The organism is Pseudomonas quasicaspiana (assembly GCF_021147825.1).
GTDB lineage: Bacteria > Pseudomonadota > Gammaproteobacteria > Pseudomonadales > Pseudomonadaceae > Aquipseudomonas > Aquipseudomonas quasicaspiana.
The window spans coordinates 1-16,372 of sequence record NZ_JAGTPI010000069.1; the positions used below are offsets into that span (position 1 = coordinate 1).

A 16,372-nucleotide genomic window follows, 5' to 3' on the forward strand; every position below is an offset into this window, starting at 1 on the left:
GCCCCCTTCGCGAATAAATTCGCTCCTACCGTGAATCCCGTTCCAATTCAAACAGGCGTAGCGTCCAAATCAAGCCTCTTCAGGCGGCAAATCCAGCAATCGGGCGGCGACCTGTGCAGCGGCGCGTTGTAGCAAGCCTTTCATGCCCATTCCTAGTGATTCAATCGCGCATCAAACGGATACCTGTGGGAGCGAATTCATTCGCGAATGCGATGTACCAAACGATGAATTTCTATCGGATGTACCGCCCCCTTTCGCGAATAAATTCGCTCCTACCGTGAATCCCGCTCCAATTCAAACAGGCGTAGCGTCCAAATCAAGCCTCTTCAGGCGGCAAATCCAGCAACCGGGCGGCGACCTGTGCAGCGGCGCGGACCAAAGCATCAGTGATACCTGGCTCCGAGGCAGCATGCCCAGCGTCACGAATCACCTGCAGCTCGCTGTTCGGCCAGGCCTGGTGCAATTCCCAGGCATTATCCAGCGGGCAGATGACGTCATAACGACCGTGCACGATGATGCCCGGCAAATGGGCGATTTTCGGCATGTCGCGTATTAGCTGGTTTTCTTCGAGGAAAGAATTATTGGTGAAGTAATGGCACTCGATGCGAGCAATCGACAATGCACGCTGAGGCTCGGAGAAGCGATCAACCACTTGCGGGTTCGGGCGCAGCGTCGCGGCGCGGCCTTCCCATGTGGACCAGGCTTTCGCCGCATGCATTTGGGCGATCTGGTCGGTGCCGGTCAGGCGCTTGTGGAACGCGGTCAACAAATCATCGCGCTCGTCCAGCGGGATCGGGGCCACGTAATCCTGCCAGTAATCCGGGAACATGCGGCTGGCACCGGCCTGATAGAACCACTCGATCTCTTGCGGGCGCGCCAGAAAAATACCGCGCAGGATCAGAGCATGGACGCGGTCCGGGTGAGTCTGGGCATACGCCAGGGACAAGGTCGAACCCCAGGACCCGCCAAACAGCACCCACTTATCGATGCCCAGATGCTCGCGAATCCGCTCAAGATCGGCAACCAGATCCCAGGTCGTGTTGTTTTCCAGGCTTGCATGAGGCGTCGAGCGACCACAGCCACGCTGATCGAAAGTGATGATGCGATAAAGATTGGGATCGAAATAGCGACGGCTTTGCGCATCGCAACCCGCGCCTGGACCGCCATGGATAAACACCACCGGCAGACCTTCCGGTGACCCGCTTTCATCGACATACAAAACGTGCGGTGCCTCTACAGCCAGATCATGCCGGGCGTAAGGTTTGATCTGCGGATACAAGGTCTGCATAGGTGCTCCGTGAGTGCGATTCGGGTTCTTCTATTTTTTTGCCTTGAGGCATCATAAACCCGAAACGAGGAATGTTCATGCTGTCACTCGCAGCTCTTGCCGAGAGTGGAACGATCAATGCAAGCGGTTTGCCAATTGCCTGAACCGGCGAACCAGAGCGACATGTTTCTGTCGTAACGTGGGTCATGCCCTGAGTAATTTAGGAAATTTCAGGAAAGTTTTGCAGACTCGCCCTACAGTCAAAGAAATCTCATCCTTTATTCGTCTGACTACTTGAGGTCGTATCGATGTCTCAGGAACCACTCGTTCGTGACGCTGAAGTGGCTGCTTTCCGCGCCGCTGTTCTCGCCAAACTCACCTATTCGGTGGGCAAGGACCCTGACCATGCGTTTGAGCATGACTGGTTCGAAGCTGTTGCACTCGCTGCTCGTGACCACATGGTTGAGCACTGGATGGACCACACCCGGAAGATTTATCGCCAGGTTCAGAAGCGGGTTTATTACCTTTCACTGGAATTTCTTATCGGGCGTCTGCTGTACGACAGCCTGAGCAACCTCGGCCTGCTGGAGGTCGCCCGTGAGGCGATGACCGAACTGGGTGTGGACATCGAGCGCATCAAGTTGCTTGAGCCCGACGCAGCGCTGGGTAACGGCGGCTTGGGTCGTCTGGCTGCCTGTTTCATGGAAAGCATGTCGACGCTGGGCATCGCGGGTCACGGTTACGGGATTCGTTATGAGCACGGCCTTTTCCGCCAGGCCATCGTCGACGGCTGGCAGCAGGAACAGACCGAGAACTGGCTGGATTTCGGTAACCCATGGGAATTCGAACGCCCGGAAGTGGTGTACCCCATCGGCTTCGGCGGCAGTGTCGACACGCTGACCAATGAAGACGGCGAACAGCGTCAGGTCTGGCGTCCGTCGGAAACCGTTCGGGCCATTGCGTACGATACCCCGGTAGTGGGATGGCGCGGCAAAAGCGTGAACACCCTGCGTCTGTGGCGCGCCCGCGCAGTAGGCGATTTGCACCTGGAGCGCTTCAACGCCGGTGACCACTTTGGTGCAGTGGCCGAGGTGGTGCGCGCCGAAAGTATCTCTCGCGTGCTTTACCCGAACGATGCCACCGAGGCGGGCCAGGAATTACGTCTGCGCCAGGAATACTTCTTCGTCTCCGCATCGCTGCAGGATTTGCTGCGCCGCCATCTGAACATGCATGCCACGTTGATGGATCTGCCCGAACACGCGGCTATCCAGATGAACGACACGCACCCGTCCATTGCCGTGGCCGAGCTGATGCGTCAGTTGATCGACAATCATGGCATCGCGTGGGACGCGGCCTGGAAGATTACCGTGGGCACCCTCGCCTACACCAACCACACCTTGCTGCCAGAAGCACTGGAAACCTGGTCGGTCGGTCTGATGGAGCGGATGCTGCCGCGCCACATGCAGATCATCTACATCATCAACGCCCAGCACATCGACACTTTGCGCGCCAAAGGCATTCACGACTTTGACGTGCTGCGTGCGGTATCGCTGATCGAAGAAGAAAACGGTCGTCGGGTGCGCATGGGCAACCTGGCTTTCCTTGGCTCTCACAGTATTAACGGCGTCTCCGCGCTGCATACCCAACTGATGCGCAAGACGGTTTTTGCCGAACTGCACAAACTGTATCCAGAGCGGATCAATAACAAAACCAACGGCATCACTTTCCGCCGCTGGCTGTTCCAGGCCAACCCCAAGCTTACCCAGATGCTCACCGAGTCGCTGGGCGAAGACGTGCTGGATAACGCTGAAACACGCTTGATCGAACTGGAGCCGTTCGCCGACAAGAGCTCCTTCCGCAAGCAATTCGCGGATCAGCGCCTGCACAGCAAGCGTGCACTGGCGGCGATCATCAAAGAGCGCCTGGGGATCGTGGTCAATCCGGCTGCGATGTTCGATGTGCAAGTCAAACGGATTCACGAATACAAGCGTCAGCTGTTGAACCTGTTCCACACTGTCGCCTTGTATCAGGCCATCCGTGCTCAGCCAGGCACCGATTGGGTGCCACGCGTGAAGATCTTCGCGGGCAAGGCGGCAGCGAGTTACCACTCGGCCAAGCTGATCATCAAGCTGACCAACGACATCGCTCGTACCGTCAACAGCGACCCTACCGTCCGCGGTTTGCTCAAGGTCGTGTTCATGCCCAACTACAACGTCAGCCTGGCCGAAAGCATCATCCCGGCAGCCGACCTGTCGGAGCAGATTTCTACTGCAGGTCTGGAAGCGTCGGGCACCAGCAACATGAAATTCGGCCTCAACGGTGCGCTGACCATCGGCACACTGGACGGTGCCAACGTGGAGATGAGCGAACAGGTAGGTCTGGAGCATATGTTCATCTTCGGCATGACCTCTCGGGAAGTAGAAGCCCACAAGCAAGTAGGCGACTTCAGCGCTTACGCGGCAGCGGCGGCATCGGGTCGACTCAACGACGTCCTGCAAGCCATTCGGGGCGGGGTGTTTTCGCCGGATGATCCTAACCGCTACGCAGGCCTGATTGATCAACTGCTGGCCTATGACCGCTTTCTGGTCTGTGCCGACTTTGATTCCTACTGGGAAGCCCAGGCCAGGGTCGAAGCCCACTGGCACGACTCGAAAGAGTGGTGGCGCTCCGCGGTACTCAACACGGCCCGCATGGGATGGTTCTCGTCGGACCGGACAATCCGGGAATACGCTGGGGATATCTGGAAGGCGCTGGATTAATGGAGTAAGCGCAAACTGCTCCCACTTTGGCAATACGGCCAATGTGGGAGCCGGGCTTGCCCGCGATAAGGCTGGACGCGGTTCACTTTAGATCGCGTCGTTCTTATCGCGAGCAAGCCCGGCTCCCACAGGGGATCGCGTTTCACCCTTCGACCACTTCGTTTCAGCCACCGTTTCAGCATTTTCCGCCTAAGCTCCGCCCACCCGTGAACTCAATGGGTGTTAACCCAGTCTTATGGGCAGTATTACGTCTCGACTCGCGCTAAACTGCGCGGGTTTTTTATTCCCCCCTATTCTCGGAGCTATCCATGTCCCGCGTTACCCTGAGTCGCTATTTGATTGAGCAGACCCGCAGCAACAACACTCCTGCCGATCTGCGCTTCCTGATCGAAGTGGTGGCGCGAGCGTGCAAGGAAATCAGCCACGCCGTTTCCAAAGGCGCACTGGGCGGCGTGCTCGGCAGCATGGGCACTGAAAACGTTCAGGGCGAAGTGCAGAAGAAGCTCGACGTGATCTCCAACGAAATCCTGCTCGAAGCCAACGAATGGGGCGGTCACCTGGCGGGCATGGCGTCCGAAGAAATGGACAACGCTTACCAGATCCCGGGCAAATACCCGAAAGGCGCCTACCTGTTGGTTTTCGACCCACTGGACGGTTCGTCGAACATCGACATCAACGCCCCGGTCGGCACTATCTTCTCCGTACTGCGTTGCCCGAACGAATACCTGACCCAGAACGAACCTTTGAATGAAAAGGCCTTTCTGCAGCCAGGCACCAAGCAAGTTGCTGCCGGTTACGCTATCTACGGCCCGCAAACGATGCTGGTACTGACCTTGGGCGACGGCGTCAAAGGCTTCACGCTGGATCGCGAAATGGGCAGCTTCGTTCTGACCCACGAAGACATCAAGATCCCGACCGAAACTCAAGAGTTCGCGATCAACATGTCCAACCAGCGTCACTGGGAAGCTCCAGTACAACGCTACGTTGACGAGCTGCTGGCTGGCGAAGACGGTCCGCTGAAAAAGAACTACAACATGCGCTGGGTTGCCGCGATGGTTGGCGACGTACACCGCATCCTGACCCGTGGTGGCCTGTTCATGTACCCACGTGACAGCCGCGAGCCTTCCAAGCCGGGCAAATTGCGTTTGATGTACGAAGCCAACCCGATGTCGTTCCTGGTGGAACAGGCTGGCGGCGCGTCCACTGACGGTCATCAGCGCATCCTCGATATCCAGCCGGATGGCCTGCACCAGCGTGTTGCGGTGTTCCTGGGCTCGAAAGAAGAAGTTGAGCGCGCGACCTCGTACTACAAGGCCTGACCCATATGACTGCCCCTTGGCTCCCGCTGCTGGAATGGTGGTTCGGTTCTGCCGGATTACCCTCCGAAGTGGCAAAAGCCAAGGGCAGTCATCATCCGCTTGGGGTGCTTCCCGCACCGCAACGAAATTCTCGGCATTGCGTCAACGCCTGAAGAAATCGAATTCTGAAAGAGCCGGGCTCAAGGTTTTAAGCATATTTGTTGGAGCGAGGCTTGCCCGCGAACCCCTGGCCACACTAGTACGGATATACCGCGTTATCTTTCTTCGCGGGCAAGCCTCGCTCCAACAATGTCCGGTCCCTTCGATGAAATGGATTTATGCCTCAACGGAACCAGATCCCGCTTTTCTCTTCTAAGCTTTCGGTATTACGCCAGCAACCTGCCCATCGACCGTTTGCTGCGGCGTTACCCTTTCCGTTCAGGAGCTTCATCCATGTCTCTGCGCTCTCTAGCGTTGTTGTCGTTTTGCGTGCTGCTGGCCGCATGTAGCAAGGTTAATCAGGAAAATTACTCGAAACTGTCTGCAGGCATGCCCAAGGCGGAAGTTGAACAACTGCTGGGCAGCCCGACTGAATGCTCCGGCGCGCTGGGTATGTCCAGTTGCACGTGGGGCGATCAGACCAGTTTCATCAGCGTGCAGTATGCCGCCGACAAGGTTGTGCTTTTCTCGGGTCAGGGCTTGAAATAACAGATGATCAAATTACTTGTGCGTTTTAGTCTGGTGCTAATGGCCAGCTTTCTCGCAATCGGTTTCGCGCACTCTGCTGAAAACCTCGAGCCTAAAACGGTTGGCAATGTCGACCTCAAACAATATCAGGGCACCTGGTACGAAATTGCCCGTTTGCCGATGTTCTTCCAGCGCAAGTGCGCACAATCCGAAGCGCATTACGCCCTCAAGGAAGATGGCAACGTTGGCGTGACCAACCGCTGCCGGACGATCGAAGGCGAGTGGCAGGAAGCAACAGGCACGGCGACACCGCAAGTGCCGGGCAAAACCGACAAATTGTGGGTGGAGTTTGATAACTGGTTTTCCCGCTTGCTGCCCGGCGTAGCCAAAGGCGACTACTGGGTGCTCTACATCGGTGACGGTTACAAGACCGCTGTCGTGGGCAACCCGGACCGCAAATACCTGTGGCTGCTGTCGCGTACGCCAACGATATCGAAGGACGTGAAAGAGCATCTGCTCAGCCAGGCCCAACAGCAGGGGTACGACACCACCAAGCTGGTTTGGCGGGTTGAGGATTCGAAGATCGGGAAGTAATACACAGAACCTGTGAGACCGGCGCTGTCGCGCAGCAAACACAAGCCCCTGTGGGAGCGAATTTATTCGTGAAGGGGCCCGTCCATTCGCAGCATCTTTGTCGTCAGGAATGCCGTCTTCCCGAATAAATTCGGTCCCACCGGGTTCGCGTGAACCTCAGGTCGGCGCAAATCCTGTGGGAACGCATTTCAATTCAGAGGAATGCGTTTTGTTAGGTAGAAGTTAAGAATACTTACCCCAACAACTCCCGCAGCACCTGCGCAAACTCCCGATTGCTCTGCTCTTCCCCAGCATGATGCCCTTCGCGTACCACCCACTTGCCGTTGACCATCACGTCGCGAATCTGCCGGTCGCTGCCTGCGAATAACCAACGGTTAAGAATCCCGTCGCCGGACGCCGTAGCGATGTACGGATCATTACCGTCCAGCACCAACCAGTCCGCCCGCAGCCCCACTTCCAGTCGACCAATCGGCTGACCTAACGCCTGAGCGCCACCGACCAGCGCTGCATCAAACAACGTTCTGCCAACCATCGGCTGATCGCTGCGATACAAGCGATTGCGACGTTGATCCCGCAGCCGCTGACCGTACTCCAGCCAGCGCAACTCTTCGACGACGCTCAACGAGACATGGCTGTCTGAACCGATTCCCCAGCGCCCGCCTTGAGCGATGTAGTCCACCGCCGGAAAAATCCCGTCGCCCAGATTCGCCTCGGTGGTCAGGCACAACCCCGCGACCGCCCCGCTTTGCGCCATGAGCACCACTTCATCAGGCTGCACATGAGTGGCGTGCACCAGACACCAGCGCTCATCCACTGGAGCGTTTTCGTACAGCCATTGCACGGGCCGACGACCGCTCCAGCTCATGCAGTCGTCGACTTCCTTTTGCTGCTCGGCGATGTGAATGTGCACCGGACATTGTTGATCGCTAGCGGCCAGCACAGTGCTGATCTGCTCAGGCGTTACCGCACGCAGCGAGTGAAAACAAAGACCCAACTGCTGCGCTGACTGCTCACGTAGTACGAGTTGCAAACGCGCCTGCAAATCAAGGTAGCTGTCGGTGCTGTGGATAAACCGTCGCTGACCTTCGTTCGGCGCTTGCCCGCCAAAACCGGAGTGACTGTAGAGCACTGGCAACAGCGTCAGTCCGATTCCAGCAGAACTCGCCGCCTGACTGATTTGCAGCGCCAGTTCCGCCGGGTCTGCGTAAGGCTTGCCGGAGGTGTCTTGATGCACGTAATGAAATTCGGCAACCGAGGTAAAACCGCCCTTGAGCATTTCGATGTACAACTGACGGGCAATGACACCCAATTGCTGTGGGCTAATCTTTCCAACCAGGCGGTACATCAAATCCCGCCAGGTCCAGAAGCTGTCATTGGGGTTGCCTGCGACTTCCGCCAGCCCGGCCATCGCCCGCTGGAATGCGTGAGAATGCAGATTCGGCATGCCTGGCAGTAGCGGCCCTTTGAGCGACTCCGCACCTGAAGCATCAGCCTCCGTGGCGATATGAGTGATCACGCCAGCGGCGCTGACCTCAATGCGAACATTATTGGCCCAGCCATCAGGCAACAATGCACGCTCGGCAAAGAAGGCGGACATAGCTTTGCATCCCTCGAAAAGTGATTTGTATATACATATACAGACGTTTGCACGCTCGGTAAACTCCGGCAAGCTTGTCGCCGAACAGGTTAATGGGTAGCGTAAACACACGTTATTAATGTCCAGGCGCTGCAAGATCAGCGCCGACCTGCACCTGAATTACCTTCGAAAAGGATTGCCCTCAGTGCCGACTCCGCCTGCCACTTCTCCATTGGCTGCCCAAATGGGCGACAGTCCGGCCCCGCTGTACGCCCGCGTCAAGCAGATGATCGCCCAGCAGATCCAGTGCGGAAACTGGCCGCCGCATCACCGCGTGCCGTCGGAGAGCGAGCTGGTGACCCAACTGGGCTTCAGCCGCATGACCATCAACCGTGCCCTGCGTGAAATGACCGCCGAAGGCCTGTTGGTGCGTATGCAAGGCGTTGGTACTTTCGTCGCCGAGCCCAAGAGTCAGTCGGCACTGTTTGAAGTCCACAATATCGCGGATGAAATCGCAGCACGGGGTCATCGTCACACCTGCAAGGTCATCCTCCTGAAAGAAGAAGCTGCTGGCTCCGAACGAGCTCTGGCGCTGGATATGCGCGAAGGTCAGCGGGTGTTCCATTCGTTGATCGTGCATCTGGAAAACGATCTGCCGGTGCAAATCGAAGATCGCTACGTCAATGCGTTGGTCGCGCCGGACTACTTGAGTCAGGACTTCACCCAGCAAACGCCCTACGCTTATCTTTCGCAAGTCGCGCCATTGACCGAAGGCGAGCATGTGGTTGAGGCCATTCTGGCCGAGCCTGATGAGTGCGAGCTGTTGCAGATCAGCCCGGGTGAACCTTGCCTCTTGATCCGCCGCCGCACGTGGTCCGGCCGCCAGCCAGTGACCGCCGCGCGCCTGATCCACCCCGGTTCCCGTCATCGCCTGGAAGGACGTTTCAGCAAATGAGCCAACTGACTGTTTTACGCGTCGCTGACTACCCGCGCATGCCCTGGAAAAACGGCGGCGGCAGCACTGAAGAAGTGACCCGGGATGCGGGCGAAGGGCTGGAAGGTTTCGGCTGGCGTCTGTCGATTGCCGATATCCAGCAGTCCGGGGGCTTTTCCCTGTTTCCTGGCTATCAACGCATCATCACAGTGCTGCAAGGCGCGGGCATGAAGCTGGATATCGACGGCAAAACGACCGAGCCACTGCTGCCCGGCGATCCCTTCGCGTTCAGCGGCGACAGCCAGGTAAGTTGCACATTGCTTGAGGGTGCGATTCGCGATTTCAACCTGATCTACTCGCCGGACCGTTATCGGGTCAGTTTGCAGTGGGTCGATGTGCTCAAACCTCAACGCCTGTTCAGTTCGGCGTCTACGCTGTTGGTGTTCAGCGCCGCAGAGCAGATGGCCGCGAACCTGGCCGAGCATCCGCCGCAGTTGCTGGAAAAACACGATTGTCTGCAGCTGGATAATGAATCCGGCGCGTTGCTGGAGGTTGTGCTTTATGCGCCACGTGCTAGCCGCTGTTGTTTGATTGAGCTGACCAAAATCTGAACGCACCTTTCCTGTAGGAGCGCGCTTGCCCGCGATTGCGTCGGTTCAGCCGCTTTTTATGATGACTGACACACCGCAATCGCGGGCAAGCGCGCTCCTACAGAGGATGTGGCGCGAATCAAAAACCAAGGACGCCCCCACCGCCAATGACTGCCGAAAACAACAAAAAAGAAACCCCAAGAGCCATCGCCATACTTGCCAGTTTCCTGGCCTCGGAATCGGCTGGCGGCATCATATTGATGGGCGCAGCACTCGCTGCACTGATCGTCGCCAACTCCGGCCTTTCCGCTGGCTATTTCGCGGCACTGCACAGCGTCTGGCTGGGGCTTTCCGTTGAGTTGTGGATCAACGACGGGCTGATGGCGATCTTCTTCCTGATGGTCGGCCTGGAAATCAAACGTGAAGTACTCGCGGGCGGGCTGGCCACCTGGGGTCAACGCGCCCTGCCCGGCTTTGCAACAGCCGGCGGCATGCTGGTGCCAGCGCTGATCTACATCGCAGTCAACTGGGGCAATCAGGAAACCATGAGCGGCTGGGCGATCCCCGCTGCTACCGACATTGCATTCGCGCTGGGCGTGCTGTCACTGCTAGGCAAACGCGTGCCCACTTCCCTGAAAGTCTTTCTCGCCGCTCTGGCGATCCTCGACGATCTGGGCGCCGTCACCATCATCGCTTTCTTCTACAGCAGCGGCCTGAACATGCCGATGCTGCTCGCCTCTTTTGCCACACTCGCCGTCCTGATCGTAATGAATCGCCTGCGCGTGCGTCGCCTGTTGCCGTACTTGCTGCTGGGTGCGGCTCTGTGGTTCTTCGTTCTGCAATCGGGCGTTCACGCGACCTTGGCCGGTGTCGCTCTGGCGCTGTGCATTCCTTTGGGCAAGCCTGAAGAAGAGTCTCGCTCGCCGCTGCTGTTCCTCGAAGAGAAGCTGCATTACTGGGTAGCGTTCGCCATAGTGCCTATATTCGGCTTTGCCAATGCCGGGGTGTCGTTATCGGGGATTTCCCTGCAGAACCTGATCGATCCCGTGCCACTTGGCGTTGCGCTAGGCTTGTTCGTCGGCAAGCAGATTGGTGTGTTCCTTGCCGCCGTTCTGGCCATCCGCTCCGGTCTGGCCTCGTTGCCAGAAGGTAGCAACTGGGTGCAGTTGTATGGCGTAGCGATCCTCTGCGGCATCGGTTTCACCATGAGTTTGTTTATTGGCAACCTCGCGTTCCCCGGCTCTGCGCACCTGATCGACGAAGTGAAAGTCGGCGTATTAATGGGTTCAGGACTCGCGGCGATTGCGGGTGTGATCCTGCTGCGCAGCCGAATCAGCAAGGGCTGAAAATTTATTTTCAAATCGCTGCATCCAGATGGGTTTCTCGCGGGTAGTACAGATAAGCAGCCGGTTTGGCTGTTAAGCGAAAACCCAAAACTGGAGATGTCTGCATGAACGCAAAACGCTTGCTCTGCCTGACTGGTGCTGCACTGGCTTTCACTTGCCTGGCGCCCTCTGCCTTCGCTCAAAGCAACCTGCCGGAAACCGTGCGGGTTCCAGATGGCTTCAAAGTCAGCATGGAAACCACCGGCGTAGGCGAAATCACTTACGAGTGCCGCGCCAAAGCCAATGCTGCCGAAGGCATGGAGTGGGCATTCGTGGGTCCTAAAGCCGTGCTCAATGATCGCAGCGGCAAGCAAGTCGGTACTTACTACGGCCCGCCAGCCACCTGGGAAGCTAAAGACGGTTCCAAAGTGACCGGCACCCAGCTCGCCGTGGCCCCATCCAGCGCTGGTAACCTGCCGTACCAGTTGGTCAAAGCCAACCCGGCTGAAGGCAAAGGCGCGATGACCGGTGTTGCCTACATTCAGCGCACCGCGCTCAAAGGCGGCGTAGCGCCAGCCAAAGCGTGTGCCGAAAGCAACAAGGGCGCGAAGGAAATCGTTAAATACCAGGCTGACTACATTTTCTGGTCTGCCAAGTAATTAGCGCGAGCCTGCGCAGGAACTGGTCTATGCTCCTGCGCGGGTGCTCCGATTCAAATCGGAGTGGAAGTTCTCTGTAAACGGCGTATTGAATTGTCCTCCCACGAATCCCTGTTTGATTACGAAGCAGCACTGGATGCCTGCGCCCGAGGCGAACGGCAGGCGCTTGAGCGGCTGTATGCTCAGGAAAGCCCTCGTCTGCTCGGTGTTGCGCAACGCCTGGTGCGTGACAGCGCATTGGCTCAGGACATCGTGCACGACGCCTTCATCAAGGTCTGGACCGGGGCGACAAGCTTCGACAAGACCCGAGGGTCGGCCCGTGGCTGGATATTCAGCATCACCCGAAATCTGGCGTTGAACGCCATTCGCAACAATGCCCGTGAGGTGCAGAGCGAAGATGAAGACGAGCACGGTGAAGCCCAGGCAACGCTGGAAGGCTGGAACGAAACGGTGGACAGTTTTGACTGGCGGGTGAATCCGGGGCGGATCGAGTTCTGTCTGGAGCAGCTTGAACCGGTACGTCGCAATTGCGTGTTCCACGCGTACGTGGACGGCTATTCACATCAAGAGATTGCGCAAAAAGTCGGCGCGCCGCTGGGCACTGTAAAAGCCTGGATCAAGCGCAGCCTGAATGCATTACGGGAGTGCATCGGATGAGCAACAGCTCGGGCACTGAACCCCAAAAACCGCTCAACGAGTTGGCGGGCGAATATGTGCTGGGCACTTTGTCTGCCCGGCAACGAATTGAAGTACAGCGTCGGCTGCCCAACGAGCCCGCCTTGCGGGCCGCAGTCGATGCGTGGGAAGAACGTCTGTTGCCACTGACGGACATGGTGGAACCGAAAAAACCGCCAGCGCATCTGTGGGCGAGGATCGAGCGCAGCCTGGATGATCTGCTTGCACCACAGAAAACCTCAAAACGCGACGTACAAAGCTGGTGGAACAACCTGTCGATCTGGCGCGGCCTGGCCGGTGCAGGCCTTGCGGCGTCGCTGGTGTTAGGCATGACCTTGCTCACTCAATCACGCACGACTCCATCGCCGTCTTATCTGGTGGTGCTGGTCGCGCCGCAGGATAAAGCACCGGGCTGGGTGGTTCAGACCAGTAATTCACAAGACATCCAGCTCATCCCCCTGAGCGTTACCGAAGTGCCCGCCGACAAGGCACTGGAGTTCTGGACCAAGGGCGACGACTGGCAAGGTCCCGTGTCTCTGGGATTGGTCAAGCCGGGGCAAACCCTGCAAGTGCCCCTGGATAAACTGCCGCCGTTGCAGCCCAACCAACTGTTCGAGCTGACGCTGGAACAGGCCACCGGCTCGCCGATTGGCAAACCAACCGGGCCGATCCAGTTCATCGGGCGTGCCGTTAAGGTGATCTGACCCAAACCGCGCACCAATTCGTTACCGAGCGCCCCAAAAGCAAGCAAATCTTCTGCGCAGTAACATGCACAGATGGATTGGCTTGGGGGGGGTAAGAGATCTGATCGCTCTGCCATCCCCCTGAAAATCCGATCAGGCATCCTGCCCCTCACTGCGGCTTTAAAATCCCCAACCTTTTGAATTAAATGAAGTTCTCTGTAGGAGCGCGCTTTCCCGCGATAGCGTCAGATCAGCCGACACATGTATAGGCTGACCCGACACCATCGCGGGCAAGCGCGCTCCTACAGGCTGGTTTTCGAGAGTTGGTATTTCAATTGCATATGCTTGTACATACAAGTAAAGCCAAGTGCATTGAACTGATCGCTGAGGACTTCTTTCGTGACCGAGAATACCCAACACTGGACCCGCTACCGTGACGTCGAAGTTCGCGCTGCTCGCGGTACCACGCTGACCGCCAAGAGCTGGATGACCGAAGCGCCGTTGCGCATGCTGATGAACAACCTCGACCCGGAAGTTGCCGAGAACCCTAAAGAACTGGTGGTTTACGGCGGCATCGGCCGTGCAGCACGCAACTGGGAGTGCTACGACAAGATCGTCGAAAGCCTGACCAACCTGAATGATGACGAAACACTGCTGGTTCAGTCCGGCAAACCGGTCGGCGTGTTCAAGACTCACAGCAACGCGCCTCGGGTGTTGATCGCCAACTCCAATCTGGTGCCGCATTGGGCGAGCTGGGAGCACTTCAACGAACTGGATGCTAAAGGTCTGGCCATGTACGGCCAGATGACTGCAGGCAGCTGGATCTACATAGGCAGCCAGGGCATCGTCCAAGGCACTTACGAAACCTTCGTCGAGGCCGGTCGTCAGCATTACAACGGCAGCCTAAAAGGCAAGTGGGTCCTGACTGCAGGCCTGGGCGGCATGGGTGGCGCACAACCACTGGCTGCCGGTATGGCCGGTGCCAGTTCCTTGAACATTGAATGCCAGCAGAGCCGCATCGACTTCCGCCTCAAGACGCGTTACGTCGATGAACAGGCCGTCGATCTCGACGACGCCCTGGCGCGCATCGCCAAATACACCGCTGAAGGCAAAGCAATCTCCATCGCCTTGTGCGGCAACGCCGCAGAAATCCTGCCGGAAATGGTTCGTCGCGGTGTACGCCCGGACATGGTCACCGACCAGACCAGCGCCCACGATCCCCTCAACGGTTACCTGCCAAAGGGCTGGACCTGGGACGAGTATCGCGCGCGCTCTTTGACCGAACCGGCAGCAGTGGTCAAAGCCGCCAAGCAGTCCATGGCTGAACACGTCGAGGCGATGCTGGCCTTCCAGAAGATGGGGATTCCTACGTTCGACTACGGCAACAACATCCGTCAGATGGCCAAGGAAGAAGGCGTAGCCAATGCGTTCGACTTCCCGGGTTTTGTACCGGCCTACATTCGTCCGTTGTTCTGCCGCGGCGTAGGGCCTTTCCGCTGGGCCGCGCTGTCGGGCGATCCGGAAGACATCTACAAAACCGACGCCAAGGTCAAAGAACTGATCCCGGACGACGCGCACCTGCACAACTGGCTGAACATGGCCCGCGAGCGCATTGCTTTTCAGGGCCTGCCAGCGCGTATCTGCTGGGTAGGCCTGGGTCAGCGCGCCAAACTCGGTCTGGCGTTCAACGAAATGGTCCGCAGCGGCGAGTTGTCGGCACCGGTTGTGATCGGCCGTGACCACCTGGATTCCGGCTCGGTCTCCAGCCCGAACCGCGAAACAGAATCCATGCAGGACGGCTCCGATGCCGTGTCCGACTGGCCGCTGCTCAATGCCCTACTCAATACCGCCAGCGGCGCGACCTGGGTTTCGCTGCACCACGGCGGCGGTGTCGGTATGGGCTTTTCGCAGCACTCGGGCATGGTGATCGTGTGCGACGGTACAGACGAAGCAGCCGAACGCATCGCCCGCGTCCTGCACAACGACCCGGCGACCGGCGTGATGCGCCATGCGGATGCGGGTTATCAGATCGCGATCGATTGCGCCAACGAGAAGGGCTTGAACCTGCCGATGGTTGGGAATTAAGGCTAGGGTGTGCCAACGATGCAATTGAATTGAATGCATTTCTGTGGGAGCGAATTCATTCGCGAAAGCGGTGTGTCAGGCGACGATACCTTTTCAGGTAGGGCCTCTTCGCGAATGAATTCGCTCCCACAGGTTCTGCATTCAGTGTCCGACCACACAGTGTTAGTGAACTGACCACCCCAAAGGACCGTCAAGTGTCCTGCAATCAGGCTTCTGGCCTTTTGATCTGGAAACTGCCACATCCATTCGCGAGGAGCGTCACGCAATGAAAACCAAGAAGGCACTGCTGTCCACGTTGATTTCACTGGGTTTGCTCACCGGGGCTGGCGCGAGTCAGGCAGCGGGTTGGTGTGAATCCGGCAAGCCGGTAAAGTTCGCCGGTCTGAACTGGGAAAGCGCAATGTTGCTGACCGACGTGTTGCAGGTAGTCCTGAACAAGGGTTATGGCTGTGAAGTCGACAGCCTGCCGGGCAATTCCATCACCATGGAAAACGCCCTGAGCACCAACGATATTCAGGTGTTTGCCGAAGAGTGGGTCGGCCGCAGCGAAGTGTGGAACAAAGCTGAGAAAGCCGGAAAAGTAGTCGGTGTCGGTAGCCCTGTCAAAGGTGCGGTTGAAGGCTGGTACGTGCCGCGCTATGTGATCGAAGGCGACGCCAAGCGCAAGCTGGAAGCGAAGGCTCCGGACCTGAAATCCATAAGCGACCTGGCCAAATACTCGACGCTGTTCAAGGACGCTGAAGAACCCGGCAAAGGCCGCTTCTACAACTGCCCGGCTGGCTGGACCTGTGAGCTGGAAAACAGCGAGATGCTGAAAAGCTACGGCCTGGAAGACAAGTACACCAACTTCCGCCCAGGCACTGGCCCGGCGCTGGATGCGGCGATTTTGTCCAGCTACAAACGTGGCGAGCCGATCCTGACTTACTACTGGTCGCCGACGCCTTTGATGGGTCAAGTAGACATGGTGCGCCTGGAAGAGAAGGATGGCGTTAACAAGACCATCGAGATCAAGGTCGGCCTGTCCAAAGCCTTCCACGAGCAGGCGCCTGAGTTGGTGTCGGTCATGGAAAAGGTCAACATCCCGATCGATCTGCTCAACCAGAACCTGGCCCGCATGACCAAGGACCGTATCGAATCGCCGAAACTGGCGAAGATCTTCCTCAAGGAACACCCTGAAGTCTGGCATGCCTGGGTGAGTGAAGAAGCGGCTAAAAAGGTGGATGCTTCACTCTAGGCAACA

The 16,372-nt window shown here is 57.8% G+C and carries 15 protein-coding genes; 13 read left to right on the top strand and 2 right to left on the bottom strand.

Going from position 1 to position 16,372, the window contains the following annotated elements:
* Window positions 1–316: 316 nt before the first annotated feature.
* Window positions 317–1,288, bottom strand: coding sequence for a prolyl aminopeptidase (gene pip, locus KDX30_RS25705; RefSeq protein WP_027901827.1), 972 nt, complete (start codon window positions 1,286–1,288; stop codon window positions 317–319).
* A 287-nt stretch (window positions 1,289–1,575) separates the two neighbouring features.
* Between pip and KDX30_RS25710 the strand changes: the two genes are divergently transcribed.
* From KDX30_RS25710 to KDX30_RS25730, 5 genes are all read left to right on the top strand, one after another.
* Window positions 1,576–4,026 (top strand): glycogen/starch/alpha-glucan phosphorylase, encoded by a 2,451-nt coding sequence (locus KDX30_RS25710; RefSeq protein WP_231677851.1) that lies wholly within the window; start codon window positions 1,576–1,578, stop codon window positions 4,024–4,026.
* Between the two features lie 308 nt (window positions 4,027–4,334).
* Complete coding sequence (locus KDX30_RS25715) at window positions 4,335–5,345, top strand: class 1 fructose-bisphosphatase (RefSeq protein ID WP_231677853.1); 1,011 nt, start codon at window positions 4,335–4,337, stop codon at window positions 5,343–5,345.
* A gap of 99 nt (window positions 5,346–5,444) precedes the next feature.
* Entirely contained in the window at window positions 5,445–5,513 is a 69-nt protein-coding gene (locus KDX30_RS25720) for a DUF924 family protein (RefSeq protein WP_231666893.1), read from the top strand.
* A 264-nt stretch (window positions 5,514–5,777) separates the two neighbouring features.
* A complete protein-coding gene (bamE, locus tag KDX30_RS25725) occupies window positions 5,778–6,032 on the top strand; it encodes an outer membrane protein assembly factor BamE domain-containing protein (RefSeq protein ID WP_099267946.1) in 255 nt (84 codons plus the stop codon).
* A gap of 3 nt (window positions 6,033–6,035) precedes the next feature.
* Entirely contained in the window at window positions 6,036–6,605 is a 570-nt protein-coding gene (locus tag KDX30_RS25730; RefSeq protein WP_231666848.1) for a lipocalin family protein, read from the top strand.
* Window positions 6,606–6,837: 232 nt separating this feature from the next.
* On the opposite strand, the gene KDX30_RS25735 is transcribed toward KDX30_RS25730, so the two are convergent.
* On the bottom strand, window positions 6,838–8,202 hold the full coding sequence (locus tag KDX30_RS25735; RefSeq protein WP_231677854.1) for a formimidoylglutamate deiminase: 1,365 nt from the start codon (window positions 8,200–8,202) through the stop codon (window positions 6,838–6,840).
* 223 nt (window positions 8,203–8,425) lie between these two features.
* Between KDX30_RS25735 and hutC the strand changes: the two genes are divergently transcribed.
* The 8 genes from hutC to KDX30_RS25775 all read left to right on the top strand — a co-directional run bounded on the left by hutC (window position 8,426) and on the right by KDX30_RS25775 (window position 16,366).
* Window positions 8,426–9,136: a histidine utilization repressor gene (gene hutC / locus KDX30_RS25740; RefSeq protein WP_176560573.1), complete on the top strand. Its 711-nt coding sequence runs from the start codon at window positions 8,426–8,428 to the stop codon at window positions 9,134–9,136.
* A complete protein-coding gene (locus KDX30_RS25745) occupies window positions 9,133–9,726 on the top strand; it encodes a HutD/Ves family protein (protein WP_231677855.1) in 594 nt (197 codons plus the stop codon). Before hutC ends, KDX30_RS25745 begins: the two co-directional genes overlap by 4 nt.
* A 146-nt stretch (window positions 9,727–9,872) precedes the next feature.
* Window positions 9,873–11,051: a Na+/H+ antiporter NhaA gene (gene nhaA, locus KDX30_RS25750; protein ID WP_231677856.1), complete on the top strand. Its 1,179-nt coding sequence runs from the start codon at window positions 9,873–9,875 to the stop codon at window positions 11,049–11,051.
* A 104-nt stretch (window positions 11,052–11,155) separates the two neighbouring features.
* Complete coding sequence (locus KDX30_RS25755; RefSeq protein WP_027898144.1) at window positions 11,156–11,689, top strand: DUF3455 domain-containing protein; 534 nt, start codon at window positions 11,156–11,158, stop codon at window positions 11,687–11,689.
* A gap of 93 nt (window positions 11,690–11,782) precedes the next feature.
* Window positions 11,783–12,346: a sigma-70 family RNA polymerase sigma factor gene (locus KDX30_RS25760; protein ID WP_122395025.1), complete on the top strand. Its 564-nt coding sequence runs from the start codon at window positions 11,783–11,785 to the stop codon at window positions 12,344–12,346.
* Window positions 12,343–13,068 (top strand): anti-sigma factor, encoded by a 726-nt coding sequence (locus tag KDX30_RS25765; RefSeq protein ID WP_231677857.1) that lies wholly within the window; start codon window positions 12,343–12,345, stop codon window positions 13,066–13,068. The genes KDX30_RS25760 and KDX30_RS25765 overlap by 4 nt, the downstream gene beginning before the upstream one ends.
* 378 nt (window positions 13,069–13,446) lie before the next feature.
* Window positions 13,447–15,132, top strand: a complete 1,686-nt coding sequence (gene hutU, locus KDX30_RS25770) for a urocanate hydratase (protein WP_231677858.1) — start codon at window positions 13,447–13,449, stop codon at window positions 15,130–15,132.
* Window positions 15,133–15,397: 265 nt separating this feature from the next.
* The gene (locus KDX30_RS25775) at window positions 15,398–16,366 is read left to right on the top strand and encodes an ABC transporter substrate-binding protein (RefSeq protein ID WP_231677859.1); all 969 of its coding nucleotides are present in this window, start codon (window positions 15,398–15,400) and stop codon (window positions 16,364–16,366) included.
* Window positions 16,367–16,372 lie beyond the last annotated feature (6 nt).